The sequence below is a fragment of the Desulfatiglans parachlorophenolica genome, from assembly GCF_055394735.1.
This window is the reverse complement of sequence record NZ_AP042460.1, coordinates 5,706,150-5,726,526: the sequence shown is the minus strand read 5'-3', so window position 1 is coordinate 5,726,526 and position 20,377 is coordinate 5,706,150. Positions and strand designations below refer to the sequence as shown.

Sequence of the window (20,377 nt, the reverse complement as noted above, 5' to 3'; positions counted from 1 at the left end):
ATGAAACAAAGATCCGGTGCGGTTGCACCGCCGCCCGCGTGCGGTCGAACCAGGCGCCATGGACGGCGCCTCGGCCGTGCGAAATGCGCTTATTTTTTCAGAATGACGGGGGCAGGCTCGTAGTTCCCCTCCTGCACCTCCTTCCAGAACGCCTCCCGGTTCTTCTGCCACTCCTTGCCGAACTTCGAGCTGAAAAGCCCGCCCAACCGGTCGAAGACGCGCTTCCATCCGGCCTGGTGGCTGAGGGTGAGCACGTCCTCCAGGAACGGGACGATCTCGCCCAGCTTCTCCTTGGGGAGGTAGGCCCGGGCGCCGAGTTCGACGGACTTCTCGAGCGCCTCGACCGAAAACGCGTGGGCGGTCAGCATGACCGCCGGGAATCCGAGATGCACGGCCGCATTCAGGAGATCGAAGCCCCGCACCCCCATGATGTCCAGGATCACCAGATCATAGCTCCAGGATCGGAGCAGTTCGTAGGCGGTCTTGTAGTCGGTGGCCTTGTCGAAGACGAGCCCCTCGAATTCTTCGAGCTGCTCTTCCAGGGCCTCGAGCACGTCCGGCTCATCATCGACCGCGAGGATTCGCTTGTCGTTCAGAACACTCTCCCGCATCGCAGGGTCCTCCTTCTCTCTCGGGACGCATCCCGTCACATCTTCTTTTCCTTGGTGAGCCGCCGGCGCTCCTCGTCGCGGATCTCGCGCCTCAAAAGCTTGCCGACCTTGGATTTCGGCAGCATGTCGCGGAACTCGATGTAGCTCGGCACCTTGTAGGAGGCCAGCCGCTCCCGGCAGAAATTCAGGAGGTCGGCCCCGCTCACCCCGCGCGCGTCCTCCTTCAGCACCACGATCGCCTTGATCCGCTCCCCGACCTTCGGGTCGGGTACACCCACGACGCAGGCCCCGATCACGGTCGGATGGTTTTGCAGCACGGCCTCCACCTCGGAGGCCGAGACCCGGAAGGCCTTGTGCTTGATGATATCCGCGGAGCGCTCCACATACAGCAATTGGCCATCCTCGTCCTGCTTGACGAAGTCCCCCATGCGGTAGAAGATCTTGTCGCCGATCTTGACGTAGGAATTTCTGGTCTCGTCGGGCTTTTTCCAGTACTCCTTGATCGTGTAAGGGGAGGTCACCAGGAGTTCCCCCGTCTCGCCCGTCGGGACCGGCTCGAGGGTCTCGGGGTCCGCCACCAGGCATTCACGGCTTGCCAGCGGCAGGCCGATGGTAGTCGGCTTCGGGTTGCCGTCGATGCGGCTGTAGGTCACGTGCCCCGCCTCGGTCGACCCGTAGACCTGGTAGACGGGCACGCCGAAACGCTCCTTCCAGCGGTTGAAGACCTCCCGCGGCAGGACGTCGCCGCCGCAGTAGCAGTAGACCAGCGAACTGATGTCATAGCGTTCGAGGCGGTCGTTTTCCAGGATCATCCGGTAGAGGGCCGGCACCCCCAGCATCCACCGGATCCGGTGCCGCTCGATCGTCTCGAGGATCGCATCGACCTGCGGCATGGGCATGAGCGCCGTGCAGTTCCCTTTGTTGAGGCCAAGCGCCATGAAGAGCCCAAGCGCCATGATGTGGAAAAGCGGATTGACGGCGATATAGTAGTCCTCGCCTTCCTTGAGGTGGCCCGCCGCCACGTCCTCGGTCACGTCGTTCACATAGGAGGTCATGCCGATGTGGTTGCCCGGAACCCCTTTCGGAAAACCGGTCGTGCCACCCGTGTACAGGATGTAGGAGAGATCCTTCCAGGGGTCGATCTCGGGGGGCTTTTGGAGCGGCGCGTGCTTGAGCAGGGACCGGAAGGAATGAACCTTGGCGCTCTTTTCCCACTTTCCGTGAGGGATCTTGTCGAACAGGACGCCGAGGCCCCGTTTCCAGGGCGGCAGAAGATCGACCAGATTCGTGACGATCACCCGCTTGAGGCCGGTCTTTTCGAGGACCTCCTGCACATAGCAAAAGTTCGTATCGAGGCAGATCACCGTTTCGACCTCGGCGTCCTTGATCATGTACTCGATCTCGAAAGAGGTGTAGATCGGCGAGACCGGCACCAGGACCGCCCCGAGCTTCTGAATCCCGAGGTAGGCGATGACCCACTGCACGCAGTTGCTGATGTAGATCATCACCCGGTCGCCCTTGCGGACCCCCATCTCCTCCAGTGCCCCGGCAAAACGCTCACTCAGATTACGCAGCCGCGAAAAAGAGAAGACCTCCCCGAGATAGAGCACCGCCGGCCGGTCGCCGTAGCGCTCGCACATGCGGTCGAACCGGGTGAAGGTCACCTCCCGCGCCAGCTCCTCCGGACTGATTTTCATAATCCCCAAAACTCCCGAAAAAAGGCTGAGAATAGGTTTTTCGTCATCTTAGGTCTACGATTCGACCCCGAAGTAGGCGGAGCGCACATCCGGGTTGTCGAGCAGTTCCTGGCGCTCCCCTTCCAGCACGGCCGCCCCGTTCTCGAGGATGAAGGCATAGTCGACGATGGGGATCACCGGCCGTGCATACTGCTCCGTGACGATGATCGATACCTGACGCTCGTCGCGGATGACCCGCGTGGCCTTGACGAGGATCGCCTGCATCAGGGGGCTCAGGCCCATCAGCGGCTCGTCGAGGAGCAGGAGCTTCGGCTGCGCCATGAGCGCCCGCCCGATCGCCAGCATCTGCTGCTCCCCGCCGCTGAGGAACCCGCCAATGCGTTTGCGCAGCTTGACCAGAGGCGGGAACAGTTTGAAGCAGTATTCCTCGGTCTCCCGGGCCTCGGCCGGCTTCGCCAGATACCCGCCGATGCGCAGGTTTTCGAGGACCGTGCTCTCGCTGAAGATGCGGCGCCTCTCGGGGCAGAGGATAAGCCCCCTGCGGGCCCTCATGCTCGGCTTCAAGCCGGAGATGTCCTCGCCGAGGTAGGTGACGCTGCCGAGCACCGTGATCCGCTCGCCGCCGGCCATCAGTTCTTTTTTCCGGATGTCCTCCATAATGCCCGAAAGGGTGTACATGAGGGTGGACTTCCCGGCGCTGTTGGCCCCGAAGACCCCGACGATCCGCTTCTCGTCACACGCGATGCTGACATTGTTCAGCGCGAGCATGTTCTCGTAAAAGACCATCAAGCCGGACGCCTCAAGCATAGGTCATCACCTCCGAAATCTCCTCGGACCCGAAGTAGGCCTCCTTCACCCGCGGATCCGCCATGACCTCATCGGACGTCCCTTCGGTCAGCTTCTCACCGAAATTCATGACGACCACCCGATTGGCCACCCGGAACAACTCCCGCAGGCGGTGCTCGATCATCACGAGGGTGATCCCCTCCATCTGCAGCCGCTCGATCAGAGGCACCATGCTGGCGATCTCGCTCATGCTGAGGCCGGAGAACACCTCGTCGCAGAGGATCACATCGGGCTTGAGCGCCAGGCAACGGGCCAGCTCCAACCGCTTCAGATAGCCCGTCGGAAGACTCGAGGCCATCTTGTACGGCACGTAGGAATCGCGCTCGAAGCCGATCTCCTCCAGGATGTCGATGCTGACCGTATTACGGTCGCCGAGCTTCCCGCCGCCCCGCCAGCCGCCGGTCCGCTTTGCACGCGGCGAAAAGAGGGGGATCACCAGGTTCTTGTAAGCGGGCAGGCTGTAATAGGGCCGCATGATCTGGAAGGTGCGCGCCACCCCCATATCGGCGATCTTGTGCGGGGGCTTGCCGCTGATCTCCTTCCCGCGGAAGAAGATCCTGCCCGAGCTCGGCTTGACGAAGCCCGTGATGCAGTTCACGATCGTCGTCTTGCCGGATCCGTTCGGTCCGATGATCCCCAGGACGTCCCCCTGGTAAACATTGAAACTCAGACGGTTCAGGGCCAGGATCCCGCCAAAGGTCTTGGTGACCTCCCGGATCTCGAGGATCGGTTCTGCGCTCATACCTTCACCCACCTTTCGAACTGCTGGTATTTCCGGGTCCCGTAGACCATGAGCCCCTCACTGCGAAACACCACGAAGGCCATGAGGATGAGGGCATAAAAGACGATGCGCAAGGTCCCGAATGCCCTCAGAAGCTCGGAGACGGGCACCAGGATGAAGCACCCGAGGACCGGCCCCACCAGCGTTCCGCCACCGCCGATCACCGTCGCGGCGATGGGCAGAATGGAAAAATCGAGCGCGAAGAGCGAAATCCCGGACCACATGTAGATGTGCACGAGGCACGCACCGCCGAGGCAGCCGAGGGCCGAGGCGATGAACACCCCCATGGCCCTGTAATACGTCACGTTCATGCCCGAAGCACGCACCGCCTGATCGTTGTCCTTCACCGCGCGGAAGACCAGCCCGATGTCGAGATTGACCAGACGCCGGATCCCGAACAGGAAAAGGAGCACCAGCAGGATGACCAGATACTCCTCGACCCACTGGTTCGGGAAGCTCTCGATCCCCATGATGCCGTCGGTCCCGCCCAGGATGTCGAGGGCCTCGATGACCCGTGCCAGCAGCAGCGGATACATGAGGGTCACGATCGCGAAATAGACCCCGCGCAGCGGCAGACACGGCAGGAGTAACACCGTGCAGATGACCGCCCCGCACACCGTGGCGATCGGGACGGTCAGAAGGGGATGCAACCCGAAGGAGGTGTTCAGAATGGCGGCGATGTAGCCGCCGACCCCGATGAAAAAGGCGCCGCCGAGCGACACCAGGCCGACGTAGTGGGCCAGGAAGTCGAAGCTCAGCGCCAGAAGCGCGTAAATGCAGACGATGGAGACCACCCGCTGCCAGTAGAGGCTCGGCAAGACGAGCGGCAGGATGATGATGCCCACGATCAGGACCAGCCGGGGCAGGGTCAGATAGGACAACTCGCGCCAGGACATGAGGGCGTAGAGCCCGTCGGTGCGGACCTTGATCCCCCGGTCCAGCCGTTCTTTGCGACGCTGTTCGGTCATGAGTGTTTAAACCCTTTCCTCCAGTTCCTTCTGACGTCCGAAAAGACCCGAAGGGCGCAGAACCAGCGTGACGATGATGGCCAGGAGCGCAACCACCATCTGGAAATGGGCCCCCAGGTAAACCACCGTAAAGATCTGGGCGAAGCCGATCAGAAAAGAGGCCACGACCGCCCCCATCCAGCTTCCCAGACCCCCGACGATGCAGACCGCGATGGCCAGGATCAGCACGTCGTATCCCTTCTCGACCACGATGTTGCCGAGGGGCAGCAGCATGATGGCCGCGAGCCCGGCCAGCATAGCGCCAAAACTCATTGCCACGACCGCCATCCGGTCCGAATCGATCCCGAGCATGAGGGACGCCCGCTCGTCCTGAGCCATCCCCCGAAGGGCCAGACCGATCTTCGTGTAGTGGGTGAAAAGCCACAGAAACCCGACCACTGCCGCCCCGACCGCCATCACCAGGATCCTCTGCCAGTCGATCGGAATATCACCGATCGTGATGCTGCCCTCCACGAAGACCGGAAGCGTATAGGTCATCCCCTTGAACCCCCACCAGCGGAAGCCCTCGATGATCGCGAGCCCCATAGCATAAGAGGCGATAATCTCCGATATGGCCATCCCCCTGACGCGCACCAGGATCAACTGATAGATCAGGGCCCCGGCGATGCCCGTAATGAGCATCGCCAGAAGGATGCTGAGGAAGTAGTTCAGGTGGAGCGTTCGCAGAAAACCCCAGGTAAGAAAGCCCGTCACGACGTACAGGGCGCCGTGGGCGAAATTGGGGACCCGGCTGATACCGTAGACCAGGGCGAAGCCGAGTGCCATCAGGGCCAGAGAAATGCTGTTGAAAATACCGTATATGAAGATATCCATGACGCCGCCCGAATGCCCTCCATTGGTTCGGGCCGGGCCGGCCAGCCGGCGCGTGTTCCGGCGGGCGACCCGGCATGAAAAGCCGTCGACGGAACCGCTACTGCTTCATCTTCATCCACGGCGGCAGGATGATCTTGCCCATGGCGATCGATTCGGGGAAGACCACCACGCGCTTGCCGTCCTGCCACTGAAAGATGCTCCCGACCGCGCCTTCCTGCGGGTCGTAAGACGGGATCACCTGATGGCTCTTCGGGTCGAAGCGCAGGCGGCCGTAAACACCCATCAGATCGGTTTGTTCGAGCGCCGTGATGACAGCGCCGCTCTCGAGCGTTCCTGCCCGTTCGACCGCATCCTTCAGGGTGTAGATCGCCATGTAGCTGCTGGAAGAGCCGAGCCCTTCGGGTTCGATCCCCCACTTCTGGGTATAGGCGTCATAGAATTTCATGGTCCAGGGGGTGGCGTTGCTCGGGGCGTTGCCGGCATTGACCACGTTGGCGAGGCAGTAGGCCCCCTTCCCTTCGGTGGCCTTCCAGAACCCGGGCTGTTCGGCAGCCGCCAGGGTCGACCCGAACGGCAGGGCCGGAAGCTGCATGTCGTACCACTGTTTGAGGAGGATGGAGCTCTCGGGCATGTCCATCCACAGGCTCAGGACCTGCGCCCCGGTCTTCTGGGCCTTGATGAGCCCCATGGAGAAATCCCCGGTGCCGGTTGGGAAGATCTCCGTGCCGGAGACCGTCCACCCCTTCTTCAGGGCGATGTCGCCGAGGATCTTGCCCGCCGCCCGCGCGTGGGCCACGTCCTGCACCATGATGAAGAGATTGTTCAGGCCGAAGGTCGCCTTGATGTGCTCGAGGCAGTCCATGATCTCGGTCACGAGCTGCTTCGCCTCGCCGTGGATCCGGAAGCAGTACTTGTACTTGTCGTAATCCTGCGCCACCATGGCGTGGTACTTGGGGCTGAGGACGCCGCTGGTGACGATCGAGACCTTCCGATGCTTGGAAAGGAGCGGCATGGCCGCCAGAGCCGCTTCGGAGCGGACAGGACCGCCGACGATGAAGTCGGCCTTCTTCTCGAGGATCAGTTTTTCGACGGCGAGGAGGGCCTCGCTCACCGGCACGCCGGGCTCGAGATCCCGTGTGTCGATCAGCTCCACCTTCAACATCCGCTTTTCGCCGCCTACGTCGACACCGCCCTGGGCGTTGATCTCATCGACCGCCAGGCGCACGCCGCGCTCCGCATCCCAGCCGTACAGGAAGGCGGTCGGCAGAGGACAACCGATGATGATAGGTTCTGCAGCCACCACACGTCCACTTGGGGCCAGCATCAAAAAGGCCGCTACCAGGACGATCCAAACACCCCAACCACTCTTCTTCATACCGTGCCTCCATCGTTTGAAGTTACCAGGTGAGCAAAAGACCATGCTACAAAACGGGACCTGACCTTGCACCGGTTCTCGACGGGACCAGCATATAACCTTGAGCGAGTTGTTCGGTTTCAGAATGTTGAAGGATGTCAATGTTTCAGATCAAGTATGGAATCAATCGACGCAGCTGACCGAGCGTACTGTTCTTGAATGAAGGGGAATCCACCGCGCTCTCACAGGAGAACGACCCTGTTTCACACCCACGTTGGCCTCAATCTGCCAGCGCTGCTGCGCGCTGACTCGCACACGACACGCATCCACTCAGATTGGGGCCTTGTCCAACTCCGCAGGAAAGTGCGTCTTCCCCGGTGGAAACACTCGGATATATACCAATCGCCCTTGGACGGGCGCAGATTAGAATAGTCAGATTGAAGGAGACGACCTAGATGATTGTGCCAGGAGCACAGGGCACACTATAAATACCGTTTTACACATCTGTCAATGAGTTTCCGTCCGGAAATGGGCTTATCGGCCGATCTCGGCAGCAATCTGCATGTCTGCTTCCGCGGTGACATGCAAGTCGCCCACGCGCAACCGTTTGATTTCCTTGATATTAGCAAAGAGCCCTCATCTCCGCATAAAAAACTCGACCATGATTGCCAACAATTTCCGCTGGGTATCCATTAAAAAACAAGTCCCGCCGGCATCGGCCCACGCACCACGCCCGAAAAAACAGGTGATGAAAACGCTTCCATCCTCAGATTCGAGGCCTTGTTGAAGCAAAGTAAATTTTCGATAAGAGAAGACTTCAAGAACCGAAAGAGCACAGCGCGCCGGAGTCCTTCAGCCGCGGAACGCATCCCCCGCATCTGGAAACGGACCGGCAGGATATCTTCCCCAGCCGGCACGTTCACCGGAAGCGGTGGGGCACCCTGTCGTCGCACTCAGTGACGATATCCACTTCGATGCAGCCGCTTTCGCTCTTTGGCGGCACTCCTCCGAAAGAAACATCTTCGGCCGCCCCCCTGCAGTAAAACCCCGTGCCGCCGATGCGCTGGGCACCCCAGACACGCAGGTCCACCCGTCCGTCCTGCTGCACCGGCAAATCGATACGGTAGGCCCCGTCGGCGCCTGTTTTCGTCTCGCCGAGCCCTTCCTCCGTGCCGTGCCGCCAGGCCGAAACCGTGACCTCAGGATAGGGGACCAGACCGGCATCGACGGGAGAACGATAAAAGACCTTTCCCTGCACGCAGACCACACCCGTCTGCAACTCCGATTCCGACTGCGCGAAGGCGCACAGGGAAACAGCCACCACCAGCATAATCGCCCCGATCAAGGATGAAAGCGAATGTCGCATGGTACAATCCACTCCTGTCTTTAGTGTTTCCGTCCGGAAATGGACCTTCTTGTCCACCTCGGCGTCCATCTGCGCGCTTACTCGATAATTGATGAAACCGGGACACGCCCCGAGGGGGTGGGGTCGACCGGCGAAGCCGATAAAGAAACATTCCCGTTTCCGGATTGGAAACGGCCCGGCCACCCTACGGCAACCCCAGGCGGATGCAGTCCATAAGCCCATCGAGCTGCGCACCGCTCGGGCCCAGAAAGACCGCGAACGCGTACGAAATTCCACTCTGCCCTTCCAGATACCCCGCAAGATTCTTGACGCCGGTCAGGGTCCCGGTCTTGAATAGCATGCCGGGCTTCTTCCGCAGCAGCTCCCGATAGGGGCTGAAAGCCTCGAGGATGCGGATCATCTGAAGCGGGCTCAGCCTATTTTCCCTTGAAAGCCCCGAGCCTTCGGCAATCCGGATGCCGTCCAGATCGAGCACGTTCGAGGCGATATCCTCCATGACCCGCACCCCTTTCGACACCGTGCCGGGCGCCCCGTACCGCCGCGCCCCCATGGCGATGAAGACCTGGTTCGCGACGAAATTGTTGGAGAATTCGAGCATGCGCTCGAGAACCGTCTCGAGGGTGAAAGCCGATTCGAAGCGCAGAACCCGCTCGGCATCGGCCGGGACAGCCCCCCTGCGAACCTCCCCCAGCATACGGCACCCCTCCTTCTCGAGAAAGTGCCGGAGCAGATGCCCGGCGTAATACGTCGCCTCGGCCCTCTCATGGGTGAAGGTCACACGCCCCTCACGAACACCGAGCGCGCGGACCTTTTCGTAGGCAAAAGGGATGAGGGGCGTCTCCGGTTCGGCCGAAACCAGCCGGCCCCGGCCGTCCCGCGTGACGCAGACCGTGTTGAAGTTGGCGCACAGCGCCCCGACGGGCGCATCATACGGGTTCGTGGACGCGCCTCGACCGCAGATGCGGATGTCCTGGTCGAAATAGGTATCGTCCATCACGAGATCGTTGAAGCTGGATACCCTGCCGGACAACCGGTGTGCGAGGTCCGCTAAGGACTCGGAGGTCAGAAGCGGATCCCCCCAGCCCTTGACGATCAGGTTTCTGGACGGGTCGAGAAAAATGTCGGTGGGGAACCGGTGATCCAGCCCCATTTCGTGGATGGCCGCGAAGGCCGTCAGGATCTTCAAGGTCGAGGCCGGCACACAGCCCAGGGATTCGTTCCGCGCCAGGACCGCCCGGCTGGACGGTGCGCTCACGAGCACCGCCTCCCCGCCCTGGAGCGCACCCAGGCACCTCGACCCGGCGGCGACCGTCGCTGCAACCGGCAAGACCCACCAGAGCAGAACCCACCCCATCAGGATACGGATGCCAAGGGCCGCCGCCCGCAGCCGTTTTTCAGGATCCTTTTCCATTCGCACCACCCTCCCGGAGCGTATTCTGTGGCCATTATCCATTTTGGTCAAGCAATGAAACAGCCACGGGCCTTGAAAAGATGTCCGAAAGCCATAGTATTAAGTAATACCAAAATGGTCTTGCTTGTCGACCCGGGCGTCAATCTGCGCGTTTGCTTGTGCGGCGATCACCGGCTCGCTTCAGAGGCAAACGTGCAGATTGACGCCGAGATAGGTAAAAAGGACCATTTCCGGATGGAAACTCATTTGTATTCATCCGCAAATGATTTCCCGGTACAACCCCGTTTCCAATCCGCAAATCCGGATCATCGTTTCCGGACGGCCGCTGGTTCACAAACCATCAGGGGCAAAAACGGAACAGGAGGCATCACCGCCATGCTGGAAACCATCGTCGTTTGGGTGCTCGTAGTCCTGGCCGCCGTGTACGTGGTACGTCACATTTACCGGCGTTTTTCGCGCAAAGACCCCTGCGCCTCGTGCGGGTGCAGCGGGCAGGGGTGTCCCCTCAGCAACCGCGGCCCGAATCGGGACGGCGAAGAGGGTTGACTTTTGTTTCCCTCCCTGATAGGCCATTCCTGCATCTGCACACTCGCCCGGTCAACGCACGGCCCGCCGCGGCCTGTGCTTTATCCATCGCCTTTGAGAGAGCCCATTTCAAGCGCATCGCCTGTCAGGAGGAACCCATCTTGATCGCCCGATTCGAAAATATCGACCAGGTTGTGGAAGAACTGGGCAAAGCCCATTACATTGCCGACCGCGCTCTCGCAACCGTCCTCTATCTCGCTCACCGCCTGGAAAAACCCATCTTCCTCGAGGGGGAACCGGGGGTGGGAAAAACGGAAGTCGCCGTCGTCATGTCGCACCTGTTTCAGACCGACCTGATCCGTCTGCAGTGTTACGAAGGGCTGGACGCCTCCACCTCTCTTTACGAGTGGGACTATCCCAAACAGCTCATGCACATTCGGCTCCAGCAGGATGGAAACAGCAACCCGGAGGACATCGAGCAAGCCATCTACAGCCCGAAATTCCTCATCAAACGCCCCCTGCTGGAGGCCATCCTCCGATCGGACGACAACCCGCCGGTCCTCCTCATCGACGAAATCGATCGGTCGGATGAGGAATTCGAGGCCTTCCTGCTGGAAATCCTCTCGGACTTCCAGATCACGATCCCCGAGATGGGGACCATCAAGGCCCGGAAGCGCCCGATGGTCATCGTCACATCCAACCGCACCCGCGATGTCCACGACGCACTCAAGAGGCGCTGCTTATACCACTGGATCGACTACCCCTCTTTCGAGAAGGAATACGCCATCATCATGGCCAAAATCCCGGACATCGAGGCCCGTTTCGCCGCGCAGATCACCCGCTTCATGCAGAAAATCAGGGGGATCGACCTTCTGAAAAAACCCGGGATCTCCGAAACGCTCGACTGGGCGCAGGCCCTGCTTGCCCTGCACAAAGAGTATCTCGAAGAGGCGGTCGTCATCGAAACCCTGGGGTGCATCCTCAAGTACCAGGAAGACCTGAAGCGATTCCGGGAAGAGATCTGGGTAAGCCATGAACAAGCGGCCGCATTCCTCTGATCCGGAGGGCGGAATCCCCTCCGGCCTGGCCGGAAAGGTCGTCCACTTCGCCGATTTCCTGCGGGGACAGGGCTTTCGGATGTTCCAGAGCAGCGTTCACGACGCGCTGCGGAGCATCGGCTGTCTGAGCCTGGACAGGGACGTGTTCGCGGCCGCCCTGCGGACCAATCTCTGCACCAATCAGATCGAATGGAGCCAGTTCGGAGATCTCTTCGACCGGTTCTGGCAGGATATCGAGATCGATGAACCGCCCCCGCCCGAGACGACCCCGGGGCATCCCACCCAGGACGAAGGCGAAGACGGCTCATCGCCCCCGGATCAACCCGAGCAGGATATGCCGGCCGAGAAGATCGTGCATTCGAGGAAACCGGAGCCCTCCCAGGAGTGGATGGAAGGCAGGACCTACAGCCCGATCTCCACGATCGGCAAGAAGGATCTATCGCGCTTCGACCAGACAGACATCCCGGTGGCAAGGCTGGCCCTCAAACGGCTGATGGAGCCCTTCCGGATCGAGCGGTCGCGCAGGCCCAAGGCCACCGTCAAACACGGCCGGCTGGACTTCCGGAGGATCATGCGCCGGAGCCTCAAATACGAAGGCATGCCGGTCGAGCTCTTCTTCCGCCGCAAAAAGCAGCGCCTCAAGCGGCTCGTGATCCTGGCCGACGTGAGCGGCTCCATGGACAAGTACGCCCGGTTTATCATGCCCTTTCTGCTCGGACTGCGCGGGATAGGCTCCAAGGCCGAGGTGTTCGTCTTTTCCACCGTGCTGCAATCCATCACCTTCGTCGTCAAGCATCTGAACATCGAAAAAGCACTCCAGCGCATGTCGGAAGAGATGCCCGAATGGTCGGGGGGGACCCGCATCGGGTACAGCCTGCACCAGTTCAACACCACACAGGGCATGCGGATGCTGAACCGGCGCACCGTCCTCCTCATCCTGAGCGACGGCTGGGATCTCGGCGGCAAGACCCTCCTGGAAAAAGAGATGAAGGTCCTTCGCCGAAAGGCCCACACCGTCATCTGGCTCAACCCGCTCGCCGGCGACCCCGGTTACCAGCCTGTCTGCCGGGGGATGCAGGCGGCTCTGCCGTATATCCACCACTTCATGCCGGCAACGAGCCTCCAGGACCTGAACCGGGTCGGGCACCTGCTCTCGCATGTCATGGTTCACTGACATCGCACTTCGCCAACGCGCCGGCATCGCCCACCCGGGTTATTGCTCCCCGTTCACGATCGTGCGGACCCCTTCGGGCGGCACAAAACGGAAAAAACCCTCGGGAAAGGACGTCTTGGGTTCGGGTTCCTCGAGGGTGAACGTGGTGACACTCCCCAGCATGTTATGGATAGCCACCTTCCGGATCCTGTGATCCGGGGCGACGCCGATCACGACGTGATCGATCTCCTCCCAGGGCGGATCCGGCCGCAGGACGATCTGCTCGGACCCATCCTCCGCGGCCCCGCCGTAGGAGACGGCAAACCGCTCTTCCACCGTCAGAAGCCCCTGGAAGATATCGTTCAAAAGCCGCAGTTCCTGACCGAAGCGATCGGCGGAGTTGCGATGCACCACCCGCTCATCGGGGACGTACCACCAGATCGTCTCGCCGTCCGTTACAAGGAGTTCCACCCGCGGGCTCGCCTGCTCCATACGCAGGAAATGGGGCGACTTGAAAAAAATCCTCCCCGCGGCCGAGTCGCCGCCGCCCTTGGTGCCCAGCATGCTCATCGACCGCGTGAGAACCTCCCGGGTATAGGGCATCGTCAACCCCGCCAGGGATCCATAACGCTCCCGGATCCCATCGAAAAGGGCTCCCAGCTCCGGCTCGTCCCCGGCATGGGCCAAGACTGCCGGCATCGCCAACATCACCATCAGACAAACAACCAACCACCGTTTTACCATCTCTGCCAAGCTCCTTCTTGCCCGGTTTCCATTGGGAAACTGTCTTCTTGGCGGACGTCGGCGTCGATCTGCAGGTTTCCCGCACAGCAACCTGCAGGTCGTCTCGGCACATCCGCTTGTTTTTATGGGTTTCAACCAAACCATCACCCACCCCGGAGGGGCGGGACTGAGCAGGCGCAGAGGCGCCGGTCACGATCGCAAACCCCTCGGCACCGTATAGACGCTTCCGGATGGGCACACCATCGACCACATCCGGCGCCGCACAGATCCACGGCCGCTCTTCACCCGTCGGGACGGGTGCAGCGGCAAGGGCGCCTCAACACCACGGCCGCCCCCGCCCTATCGGCTGCCGTAGACCTCGCGTGGACGGACACCGTCCGACGGCCCGACGATCCCCTGCCTCTCCATCGCCTCGATCATGCGTGCAGCACGATTGTACCCGACCCGGAGCCTCCGTTGCACCATGGAAATGGAAGCCTGGCCGGTCTGCAGGACCAGCGCGACCGCCTCGTCGTATTTTTCGTCAAGTTCGGCTCCCTCTTCGGCCGCCTCCTCGTCCTGAGCCACCTCCGCCAGAACGGATTCGTCGTACTGCGGCTTCCGCTGCCCCCGCAGAAACTCCGTCACCCGCTGAACCTCCTCCTCAGATACATAGGCGCCGTGGATGCGGGTCAGGCGCCCCACCCCGGGCGGCAGGAAGAGCATATCGCCATCCCCGAGGAGGGTCTCGGCACCCATGCGGTCCAGGATCGTCCGCGAGTCCACCTTGCAGGATACCTGGAAAGAGATCCGGGCCGGAAAGTTGGCCTTGATGACACCGGTCAGGACATCCACGGACGGCCGCTGCGTGGCGATGATCAGGTGGATCCCGGCCGCGCGGGACATCTGGGCCAACCGGGCGATGGCGTCTTCGACCTCCTTGGACGAAACCATCATCAGGTCGGCCAGTTCGTCAATGACCAGGATGATGTAAGGCAGTACCCGCGGCCTGCCATCATCGGCCGCTTCACCCTCCGCCGGAGGGGTGTCTTCCTTCAGCACCTTGGCGTTGTATGTCTGGATATTCCGGACACCCCGGTCGGAGAGCAGCATGTAGCGCCGCTCCATCTCCCTCACCGCCCATCGAAGGGCCTTCGTCGCCTCCTTCGGCTGGGTCACGACGGGGTGGAGGAGATGCGGGATGTCCTGGTAAACGGAGAGTTCGATCCGCTTCGGGTCGATCATCAGGAACCGGACGGTCTCCGGCAGCATCTTGAAAAGCAGGCTGTTGACGATGGTGTTGATCGAGACGCTCTTGCCCGTGCCGGTCGCCCCGGCAACCAGCAGGTGAGGCATTTTGGCGAGATCGGCAATGACCGGCTCCCCGGTGATATCCTTGCCGAGCGCGATGGGGAGCTTGAACGTTGTCTGCTTGAATGTTTCGCTCCACAAAATTTCTTTCAGACAAACCAGTTCGCGCTGATGATTGGGGATCTCGATCCCGATGGCGGCCTTGCCCGGGATCGGAGCGACAATCCGGATGCTCGCCGCCCGCAGGGCGAGCGCGAGGTCGTCCGAAAGCCCCGCCACCTTGCTGATCTTCACACCGGGCGCCGGCTTGTACTCATAGAGCGTGATCACGGGCCCGGGCAGGATCTCCACGACCTCGCCCTCCACCCCGAAATCCCCGAGCTTCTTTTCCAGCATGCGCGCGTTCATTTCGAGGCTTTCTTTTTGAACCCGGGCATCCTGCCTCTCCGGTGGATCGTTCAGGAGGTCGAGAGGAGGAAGCGCAAACCCGCCGCTCTCCTTCACGAAGGCGAAGACCTCCTGCTCGGGGGCCTTTTCCGGGCGCCTCGGCGGCTCGACAATCGTGACCTTCCGCCGGGACTTGAGCCGTTCGTGCGCGGTTTTCGTCTTGTGGATGCGGACCCTCCGTTCGCGGCGCTCGAGGATCCCTTCCGAGACCCTGCGCACGCCCCGCATGACGAAGGACCAGAGGGTATCGCAAAGCCAGCCGAGCGACAAGCGGGTCGATATCATGAACGCGACGACAAACACCGTCAGGCCCAGGATGTAGGCGCCGGTCGGATTGAAAAGCCGGATGCTCATACGGGCCGCCATCATGCCGACCAACCCCCCGCTCATGAGCGTCCCGCCGCGGATCAGGACCCCCCCAGGAAAATGCAGGTGCATCAGAACGGCAGTCGAAACGAGCAAGGCCAGCATCGCCGACGCTGTTTTCAACCCAGGCGGCATCGGGCGCCGCTTGAAGGCCAGGATGGAAAACACCCCCAGCAGCAGCACCAGCCACAAGGCCCCAAAACCCGTCAGGGTCAGGCAAAAACCGGCCAGGTGCGCCCCCGCCGTACCGAAGAGATTGCCTGCCTTCCAGGAAAAAACGGTCACATTCCAGAAAAGGGGATCCTGCGGGTGGTAGCTCAACAGGCTCCCCCCGAGGAAAACCGTCAGGCAGGAAAGCAGGAGACCTTTGATCTCGCTCTTGATGGAATACGTTCGCGCAGCCGGTCTGCCCTCTGTCGCCTCTTTCGCCTTCACGTTCCGCTTCCCCTCTCGATCCGTTTCGGTATTCAGGATTGTCGACAGGCGATCGCATCCCTCCCCGGCAAAAACCGGCTCCCGGAAGCCTGCCGCCCGTTCGCTCGGGCTGATGTCGAACCGGTTGATTCGGCTGCATCCACAATCTTGTGCAGTCGATGGTGCACGCCATGATTTCCGCAGCATCGGAAGCGCATCCGACAGACGATCAAACCGAGATGATCAGTGGCAGCACCAATGGATTCCGCTCGATAGATTTGTAGAAAAAGCGCCTGAGACGCCGTTCGATCTCCTCTTCGACATCACTCCAATTGACAGGCGGGGCCGATGCAGCCAACTCGTCGGTGACGGCCCGCACCAGCTCCCTGGCCTCCTGAAGGATATAGCCGCCCTGATCCTCCAGAACGAAGCCCCGCGACAGGATATCCGGCCCGTAAACCGGCTCGCCGGTCTGTGCATCGATCGCGAGCAGAACGATCACCATGCCGTGACCGCTCAGCCGCCGCCGGTCTCTCAGCACCATTTCGGCCACATCCCCGACGCCCTTGCCGTCCACCATGATGCGGCCGGTCTCCACCTGGCCCTGAACACTCACCTTCCCTCCTTCGCAGACCAGGACGGCGCCGTCCTCTACGACCAGGGTCTGTTCGGGGGCCATTCCCATCTCCACGCCCAGGCGGGCATGCTTGATCAGATGGCGATACTCCCCGTGGACCGGCACGAGATAGCGCGGCCTGACCAGACTCAGCATCGTCTTCAGTTCCTCCTGCCTGGCATGGCCGGAGGTATGGATCTCGGAAACCTTTTCGTAGATGACATCGGCCCCCAGACGGTAAAGGCGGTTGATGATATTGGTGATCGCCCGCTCGTTTCCGGGAATGAACCGCGATGAGAGCACCACCGTATCGCCCGGTTTGATCTGGATCGTCCGGTGGGCGCCCTGGGCCATCCGCGCCAGCGCCGACATGGGCTCGCCTTGCGTGCCGGTCGTGAGCACGGTGATTTTCTCGTCGGCGAACTGGCCGATCTGCCGCTCGCTGATCTCGAGGTCATCCGGCATATCGATGAAGCCGAGCCTCCTCGCAATCATGACATTGGTCATCATGCTCTTGCCGTTGAACACGATGCGGCGGCCGTATTTCATGGCAAGCAGGATCACCTGCTGGATCCGGGTGATGTTCGACGCGAAGGCCGCGACAATGACCCTTCCTTTCGCCTGGCGAAAGATCTCCTCGATCGTCCGGGTCACCTCCCGTTCGCTCAGCGTGGAACCCTCCTTTTCGGCGTTGGTGGAATCCGAAAAGAACAGGAGCACCCCGCTTTCTCCATAGTGCGCAAAACGGACCAGGTCGGTGAACTGACTATCCACGGGCGTCGGATCGATCCTGAAATCGCCGGAATGGATCAGCAGGCCTTCGGGCGTCTGAATCGCGAGCCCCACGCCGTCGACGATGCTGTGGCTGACCGAGATGTACTCGACATGGAAGGGCGGCACACTGGTCCGCCCCCCGGCCCGGACTTCTCTCAGATCCACCTTTCCCGCCAGGTTGTGCTCCTTCAGCTTTTCCTCCAGAAGGGCCAGGGTAAACCGCGTCCCATAGACAGGCACATCGAACTCACGGAGGAAGAAGGGCATGGCACCGATGTGGTCCTCGTGGCCGTGCGTCAGAATCACCGCCTTGACCCGCTCCCGCTTGTCCTCGAGATACCCGAAGCTGGGGATCACCAGATCGACCCCCGGCATATGTTCATCCGGGAACATCAAACCGCAGTCCACCACCAGGATGGTCTCCGCGGCCTCGAAGAGCATCATGTTCAACCCGATCTCGCCCAATCCCCCCAAGGGAATCACCTTCAGCATGACAAACCTCCAAACACCACCACCAATGCAGGACATCCCACGAAGACGTCTGAACCAAACCCCAAACCGGCAGGTGCAGACACCTTCAAACCGGCTCTCGGCCCGCCGCCGGGCAACGAAAGTCCAAAGCGCCGGGGAATAGTTTTATTCATAAAATAAACAGGACCTTACCCTTTTCGTTCACCTGAGTCAAGCAAAGAACCGCCCGTACGCCGAAGGTCGACCCGCCTTCCGGGGGATTGATCAATATGCGATCCCGTGATATAAGAAACCCCCAAACCGGATGCCACCGCTCAAGGGTCTTAGCCCGCCGGTTTTCGGCTCTGAAAGGCCCCCCTGCCTCGCATTCGCTCTCGAATCGGAGCAGCGCAGAGGCATCGACATCAATCCGCAATTTAAAACACAAGGAGAGAAAAGGCATGGCGGGAGTCAACAAAGTCATTTTGGTCGGGCGACTGGGAAAGGATCCTGAGATTCGCTATACACCGGGCGGTGACGCCGTGGCGACTTTGAGCCTGGCCACCTCCGATGAGTGGAAAGACAAGAACACCGGGGAAAGGCAGGAAAGGACCGAATGGCACCGCATCGTACTGTGGCGCCGGCTGGCTGAAGTCAGCGGCGAATATCTCAAGAAAGGCAGTCAGATTTACATCGAAGGCAAGCTGCAGACACGATCCTGGGAAGACCGCGACGGCAACAAGCGGTACACCACCGAGATTGTTGCCCAGAACATGCAGATGCTCGACTCGGCCTCCGGCGCCGGGCGCCCGAGCGCCCCGGACAAACCGCCGTTCCCGGATGAGGCACCCGGTTCCATGCCCGAGGACGATATCCCGTTCTAGAGCCTGTCCAAGCAACGCCCATACCCGGACGAGGGTCCCGGTATGGGCGTCTTTTCAACCTTAGGCAAACCCCGCATGAGCATCAGGATTTACCCTTGTCTTCCTTTTCCTGATCTGCAGGGGCTTCGATCTCTTCCTGTGCTTCGTGTGTCGCCTTCTTGAAATTCTTGATCCCCTTGCCGATACCGCTCCCGATCTCCGGAAGCTTTCCCGCCCCGAAGATGATCAGGATGATGATCAGGATGATAATCAGTTCGGGCATGCCGATGCCAAACATACAGCGACCTCCAACCTCAGGAATCAGACATCCAATTCCTGGATCAAACGCCTGAATTCGTAAGATTTCCTAAAATTCACGATGGCTTCACGATAGTCGAGCCAAGCCGACCAGAGCTGAACCCATTCCTTGTTATGCCAGAACATCCGGCGGCCCTTCCTGCCCGACACCTGCGCCAGAAAGTCCTCGAACTCCTCTCGGCAGCTTTCGCAGAGACTGATCTCGGCAGTAGCGGTTTCCGGAGGGCAAAAGGCATCGGTGCTGTTGAAATGATGCCCGCACATGCCGCACTTGAAAGAGCAAAGAGAACAATGGATCGTCCTCTGAATCGTTTCCAGCTTCTGGCGGTTCGCTTCGATCTGCTCTTCGCGCTGCTTTTCCTTCAGGCGTTCAGCGATATCCAGGATCTTGTTCATGCGTCCCCCCTCAGCCGCAAATGCAAAGATGACATCGGAAAGGCGGCTCTTATCGTCCTGGCAGGATGCTTGCCTCCGCAGTGCAAAGCTCGGCAAAGGCCCCATCCCCGCTTACGAATAGAAATATGCTATCACTCGCCTATGCAGGAGTCAAGCAAGGTTCGGTTGGACGCCCGCGGCCGCCATCACCTCGAGGGCGGTCTGCCCGAAGCGGCCGAGGTCGTGCGCCACGGTAACTCCGGCCCGTTCGAGCGCCTCGATCTTGTCCTGGGCCTTCCCCTTCCCGCCGGAGATGATGGCGCCCGCGTGGCCCATCCGCCTCCCCGGCGGCGCCGTCCGCCCGGCGATGAAAGCGATCACCGGTTTGGGGAAAGACGCCGCCACATAGCTGGCAGCCTCCTCCTCGGCGGTCCCGCCGATCTCTCCGATCAGAACGACCCCTTTCGTCTCCGGATCGTCCTTCAGCCGTTCGAGGTGGTCGATAAAGCAGGTCCCGACGATGGGGTCCCCGCCGATCCCGATGCAGGTCGACTGCCCCAACCCCACGCGCGTGAGTTGGTCGACCACCTCGTAGGTGAGGGTCCCGCTGCGCGAGAGGACCGCCATCGGCCCCGGCCTGTGAATATCCCCCGGCATGATCCCCACCTTGGTCTTGCCCGGCGAGATGATGCCGGGGCAGTTCGGCCCGATCAGAACGCATTCCTTCCCGCGCAAAAAATGCGCGACCCGCACCATGTCCAGCACCGGGATCCCCTCGGTGATGCAGACGATCACCCGGATCTGCGCCGCAGCGGCCTCCATCACCGCATCGGCCGCAAACGGAGGCGGAACGAAGATGCAGGCGACGTTGACGCCCTCCTCCGCCACCGCCCTGGCAACGGAGTGGAAGACCGGCACACCGCGCACCGCCTTGCCGCCCCCCTTGCCCGGGGTGACACCCGCCGCCACCACCGTGCCGTAATCGATCATCCGCTCCGTATGGAAGGTGCCTTCCTTGCCCGTGATCCCCTGGACCACCACCCGACTTGTTTCATCCACCCATATACTCATAATCGA

20 protein-coding genes are annotated in these 20,377 nt (G+C 61.1%); 5 read left to right on the top strand and 15 right to left on the bottom strand.

Annotated features, from left to right (window positions below; genetic code table 11):
- Window positions 1-89: 89 nt before the first annotated feature.
- From ACZ500_RS26655 to ACZ500_RS26625, 7 genes are all read right to left on the bottom strand, one after another.
- Window positions 90-611 (bottom strand): response regulator, encoded by a 522-nt coding sequence (locus ACZ500_RS26655; protein WP_464230468.1) that lies wholly within the window; start codon window positions 609-611, stop codon window positions 90-92.
- Window positions 612-646: 35 nt separating this feature from the next.
- Complete coding sequence (locus ACZ500_RS26650; protein WP_464230467.1) at window positions 647-2,308, bottom strand: class I adenylate-forming enzyme family protein; 1,662 nt, start codon at window positions 2,306-2,308, stop codon at window positions 647-649.
- A gap of 54 nt (window positions 2,309-2,362) precedes the next feature.
- Window positions 2,363-3,094 carry an ABC transporter ATP-binding protein gene (locus tag ACZ500_RS26645; RefSeq protein ID WP_464230466.1) on the bottom strand — a complete coding sequence of 244 codons (732 nt, stop codon included), beginning with the start codon at window positions 3,092-3,094 and terminating at the stop codon, window positions 2,363-2,365.
- Between the two features lie 13 nt (window positions 3,095-3,107).
- Complete coding sequence (locus tag ACZ500_RS26640; protein ID WP_464230465.1) at window positions 3,108-3,896, bottom strand: ABC transporter ATP-binding protein; 789 nt, start codon at window positions 3,894-3,896, stop codon at window positions 3,108-3,110.
- Window positions 3,893-4,903 carry a branched-chain amino acid ABC transporter permease gene (locus ACZ500_RS26635; RefSeq protein WP_464230464.1) on the bottom strand — a complete coding sequence of 337 codons (1,011 nt, stop codon included), beginning with the start codon at window positions 4,901-4,903 and terminating at the stop codon, window positions 3,893-3,895. Before ACZ500_RS26635 ends, ACZ500_RS26640 begins: the two co-directional genes overlap by 4 nt.
- A 6-nt stretch (window positions 4,904-4,909) precedes the next feature.
- Window positions 4,910-5,776 carry a branched-chain amino acid ABC transporter permease gene (locus tag ACZ500_RS26630; protein ID WP_464230463.1) on the bottom strand — a complete coding sequence of 289 codons (867 nt, stop codon included), beginning with the start codon at window positions 5,774-5,776 and terminating at the stop codon, window positions 4,910-4,912.
- 97 nt (window positions 5,777-5,873) lie between these two features.
- Window positions 5,874-7,151, bottom strand: a complete 1,278-nt coding sequence (locus tag ACZ500_RS26625; protein WP_464230462.1) for an ABC transporter substrate-binding protein — start codon at window positions 7,149-7,151, stop codon at window positions 5,874-5,876.
- A 507-nt stretch (window positions 7,152-7,658) separates the two neighbouring features.
- Between ACZ500_RS26625 and ACZ500_RS26620 the strand changes: the two genes are divergently transcribed.
- A complete protein-coding gene (locus ACZ500_RS26620; RefSeq protein ID WP_464230461.1) occupies window positions 7,659-7,826 on the top strand; it encodes a hypothetical protein in 168 nt (55 codons plus the stop codon).
- A 223-nt stretch (window positions 7,827-8,049) separates the two neighbouring features.
- Here the strand turns inward: ACZ500_RS26620 and ACZ500_RS26615 are convergent, their stop codons facing one another.
- Together ACZ500_RS26615 and ACZ500_RS26610 are read right to left on the bottom strand one after the other, a co-directional pair.
- The gene (locus tag ACZ500_RS26615; protein WP_464230460.1) at window positions 8,050-8,496 is read right to left on the bottom strand and encodes a hypothetical protein; all 447 of its coding nucleotides are present in this window, start codon (window positions 8,494-8,496) and stop codon (window positions 8,050-8,052) included.
- A gap of 184 nt (window positions 8,497-8,680) precedes the next feature.
- A complete protein-coding gene (locus ACZ500_RS26610) occupies window positions 8,681-9,907 on the bottom strand; it encodes a D-alanyl-D-alanine carboxypeptidase/D-alanyl-D-alanine-endopeptidase (protein WP_464230459.1) in 1,227 nt (408 codons plus the stop codon).
- A gap of 114 nt (window positions 9,908-10,021) precedes the next feature.
- Between ACZ500_RS26610 and ACZ500_RS26605 the strand changes: the two genes are divergently transcribed.
- The 3 genes from ACZ500_RS26605 (at window position 10,022) to ACZ500_RS26595 (ending at window position 12,664) form a co-directional block, all read left to right on the top strand.
- On the top strand, window positions 10,022-10,453 hold the full coding sequence (locus tag ACZ500_RS26605) for a FeoB-associated Cys-rich membrane protein (protein WP_464230458.1): 432 nt from the start codon (window positions 10,022-10,024) through the stop codon (window positions 10,451-10,453).
- Window positions 10,454-10,593: 140 nt separating this feature from the next.
- Entirely contained in the window at window positions 10,594-11,490 is an 897-nt protein-coding gene (locus ACZ500_RS26600) for an AAA family ATPase (RefSeq protein WP_464230457.1), read from the top strand.
- Window positions 11,465-12,664, top strand: a complete 1,200-nt coding sequence (locus ACZ500_RS26595; RefSeq protein ID WP_464230456.1) for a vWA domain-containing protein — start codon at window positions 11,465-11,467, stop codon at window positions 12,662-12,664. Before ACZ500_RS26600 ends, ACZ500_RS26595 begins: the two co-directional genes overlap by 26 nt.
- Before the next feature lie 39 nt (window positions 12,665-12,703).
- Here the strand turns inward: ACZ500_RS26595 and ACZ500_RS26590 are convergent, their stop codons facing one another.
- From ACZ500_RS26590 to ACZ500_RS26580, 3 genes are all read right to left on the bottom strand, one after another.
- Window positions 12,704-13,387 (bottom strand): LolA family protein, encoded by a 684-nt coding sequence (locus tag ACZ500_RS26590; RefSeq protein WP_464230455.1) that lies wholly within the window; start codon window positions 13,385-13,387, stop codon window positions 12,704-12,706.
- 339 nt (window positions 13,388-13,726) lie between these two features.
- Window positions 13,727-16,111, bottom strand: coding sequence for a DNA translocase FtsK (locus tag ACZ500_RS26585; RefSeq protein ID WP_464230454.1), 2,385 nt, complete (start codon window positions 16,109-16,111; stop codon window positions 13,727-13,729).
- Window positions 16,112-16,133: 22 nt separating this feature from the next.
- Window positions 16,134-17,786 (bottom strand): ribonuclease J, encoded by a 1,653-nt coding sequence (locus tag ACZ500_RS26580; protein WP_464230453.1) that lies wholly within the window; start codon window positions 17,784-17,786, stop codon window positions 16,134-16,136.
- Window positions 17,787-18,205: 419 nt separating this feature from the next.
- Between ACZ500_RS26580 and ACZ500_RS26575 the strand changes: the two genes are divergently transcribed.
- Window positions 18,206-18,628 carry a single-stranded DNA-binding protein gene (locus tag ACZ500_RS26575; protein WP_464230452.1) on the top strand — a complete coding sequence of 141 codons (423 nt, stop codon included), beginning with the start codon at window positions 18,206-18,208 and terminating at the stop codon, window positions 18,626-18,628.
- 82 nt (window positions 18,629-18,710) lie between these two features.
- Here the strand turns inward: ACZ500_RS26575 and ACZ500_RS26570 are convergent, their stop codons facing one another.
- From ACZ500_RS26570 to sucD, 3 genes are all read right to left on the bottom strand, one after another.
- The gene (locus ACZ500_RS26570) at window positions 18,711-18,905 is read right to left on the bottom strand and encodes a twin-arginine translocase TatA/TatE family subunit (protein ID WP_464230451.1); all 195 of its coding nucleotides are present in this window, start codon (window positions 18,903-18,905) and stop codon (window positions 18,711-18,713) included.
- Between the two features lie 23 nt (window positions 18,906-18,928).
- Window positions 18,929-19,321, bottom strand: a complete 393-nt coding sequence (locus ACZ500_RS26565) for a hypothetical protein (protein ID WP_464230450.1) — start codon at window positions 19,319-19,321, stop codon at window positions 18,929-18,931.
- 150 nt (window positions 19,322-19,471) lie between these two features.
- Window positions 19,472-20,371, bottom strand: a complete 900-nt coding sequence (gene sucD / locus ACZ500_RS26560; RefSeq protein WP_464230449.1) for a succinate--CoA ligase subunit alpha — start codon at window positions 20,369-20,371, stop codon at window positions 19,472-19,474.
- Between the last annotated feature and the right edge of the window lie 6 nt (window positions 20,372-20,377).

What these genes read in the sequence shown, in the direction of transcription:
- ACZ500_RS26655 (WP_464230468.1), bottom strand. Translation starts at nt 611, where the DNA reads ATGCGGGAGAGTGTTCTGAACGACAAGCGAATCCTCGCGGTCGATGAT.
- ACZ500_RS26650 (WP_464230467.1), bottom strand. Translation starts at nt 2,308, where the DNA reads ATGAAAATCAGTCCGGAGGAGCTGGCGCGGGAGGTGACCTTCACCCGG.
- ACZ500_RS26645 (WP_464230466.1), bottom strand. Translation starts at nt 3,094, where the DNA reads ATGGTCTTTTACGAGAACATGCTCGCGCTGAACAATGTCAGCATCGCG.
- ACZ500_RS26640 (WP_464230465.1), bottom strand. Translation starts at nt 3,896, where the DNA reads ATGAGCGCAGAACCGATCCTCGAGATCCGGGAGGTCACCAAGACCTTT.
- ACZ500_RS26635 (WP_464230464.1), bottom strand. Translation starts at nt 4,903, where the DNA reads ATGACCGAACAGCGTCGCAAAGAACGGCTGGACCGGGGGATCAAGGTC.
- ACZ500_RS26630 (WP_464230463.1), bottom strand. Translation starts at nt 5,776, where the DNA reads ATGGATATCTTCATATACGGTATTTTCAACAGCATTTCTCTGGCCCTG.
- ACZ500_RS26625 (WP_464230462.1), bottom strand. Translation starts at nt 7,151, where the DNA reads ATGAAGAAGAGTGGTTGGGGTGTTTGGATCGTCCTGGTAGCGGCCTTT.
- ACZ500_RS26620 (WP_464230461.1), top strand. Translation starts at nt 7,659, where the DNA reads ATGGGCTTATCGGCCGATCTCGGCAGCAATCTGCATGTCTGCTTCCGC.
- ACZ500_RS26615 (WP_464230460.1), bottom strand. Translation starts at nt 8,496, where the DNA reads ATGCGACATTCGCTTTCATCCTTGATCGGGGCGATTATGCTGGTGGTG.
- ACZ500_RS26610 (WP_464230459.1), bottom strand. Translation starts at nt 9,907, where the DNA reads ATGGAAAAGGATCCTGAAAAACGGCTGCGGGCGGCGGCCCTTGGCATC.
- ACZ500_RS26605 (WP_464230458.1), top strand. Translation starts at nt 10,022, where the DNA reads ATGGTCTTGCTTGTCGACCCGGGCGTCAATCTGCGCGTTTGCTTGTGC.
- ACZ500_RS26595 (WP_464230456.1), top strand. Translation starts at nt 11,465, where the DNA reads ATGAACAAGCGGCCGCATTCCTCTGATCCGGAGGGCGGAATCCCCTCC.
- ACZ500_RS26590 (WP_464230455.1), bottom strand. Translation starts at nt 13,387, where the DNA reads ATGGTAAAACGGTGGTTGGTTGTTTGTCTGATGGTGATGTTGGCGATG.
- ACZ500_RS26585 (WP_464230454.1), bottom strand. Translation starts at nt 16,111, where the DNA reads ATGCTGCGGAAATCATGGCGTGCACCATCGACTGCACAAGATTGTGGA.
- ACZ500_RS26580 (WP_464230453.1), bottom strand. Translation starts at nt 17,786, where the DNA reads ATGCTGAAGGTGATTCCCTTGGGGGGATTGGGCGAGATCGGGTTGAAC.
- ACZ500_RS26575 (WP_464230452.1), top strand. Translation starts at nt 18,206, where the DNA reads ATGGCGGGAGTCAACAAAGTCATTTTGGTCGGGCGACTGGGAAAGGAT.
- ACZ500_RS26570 (WP_464230451.1), bottom strand. Translation starts at nt 18,905, where the DNA reads ATGTTTGGCATCGGCATGCCCGAACTGATTATCATCCTGATCATCATC.
- ACZ500_RS26565 (WP_464230450.1), bottom strand. Translation starts at nt 19,321, where the DNA reads ATGAACAAGATCCTGGATATCGCTGAACGCCTGAAGGAAAAGCAGCGC.
- sucD (WP_464230449.1), bottom strand. Translation starts at nt 20,371, where the DNA reads ATGAGTATATGGGTGGATGAAACAAGTCGGGTGGTGGTCCAGGGGATC.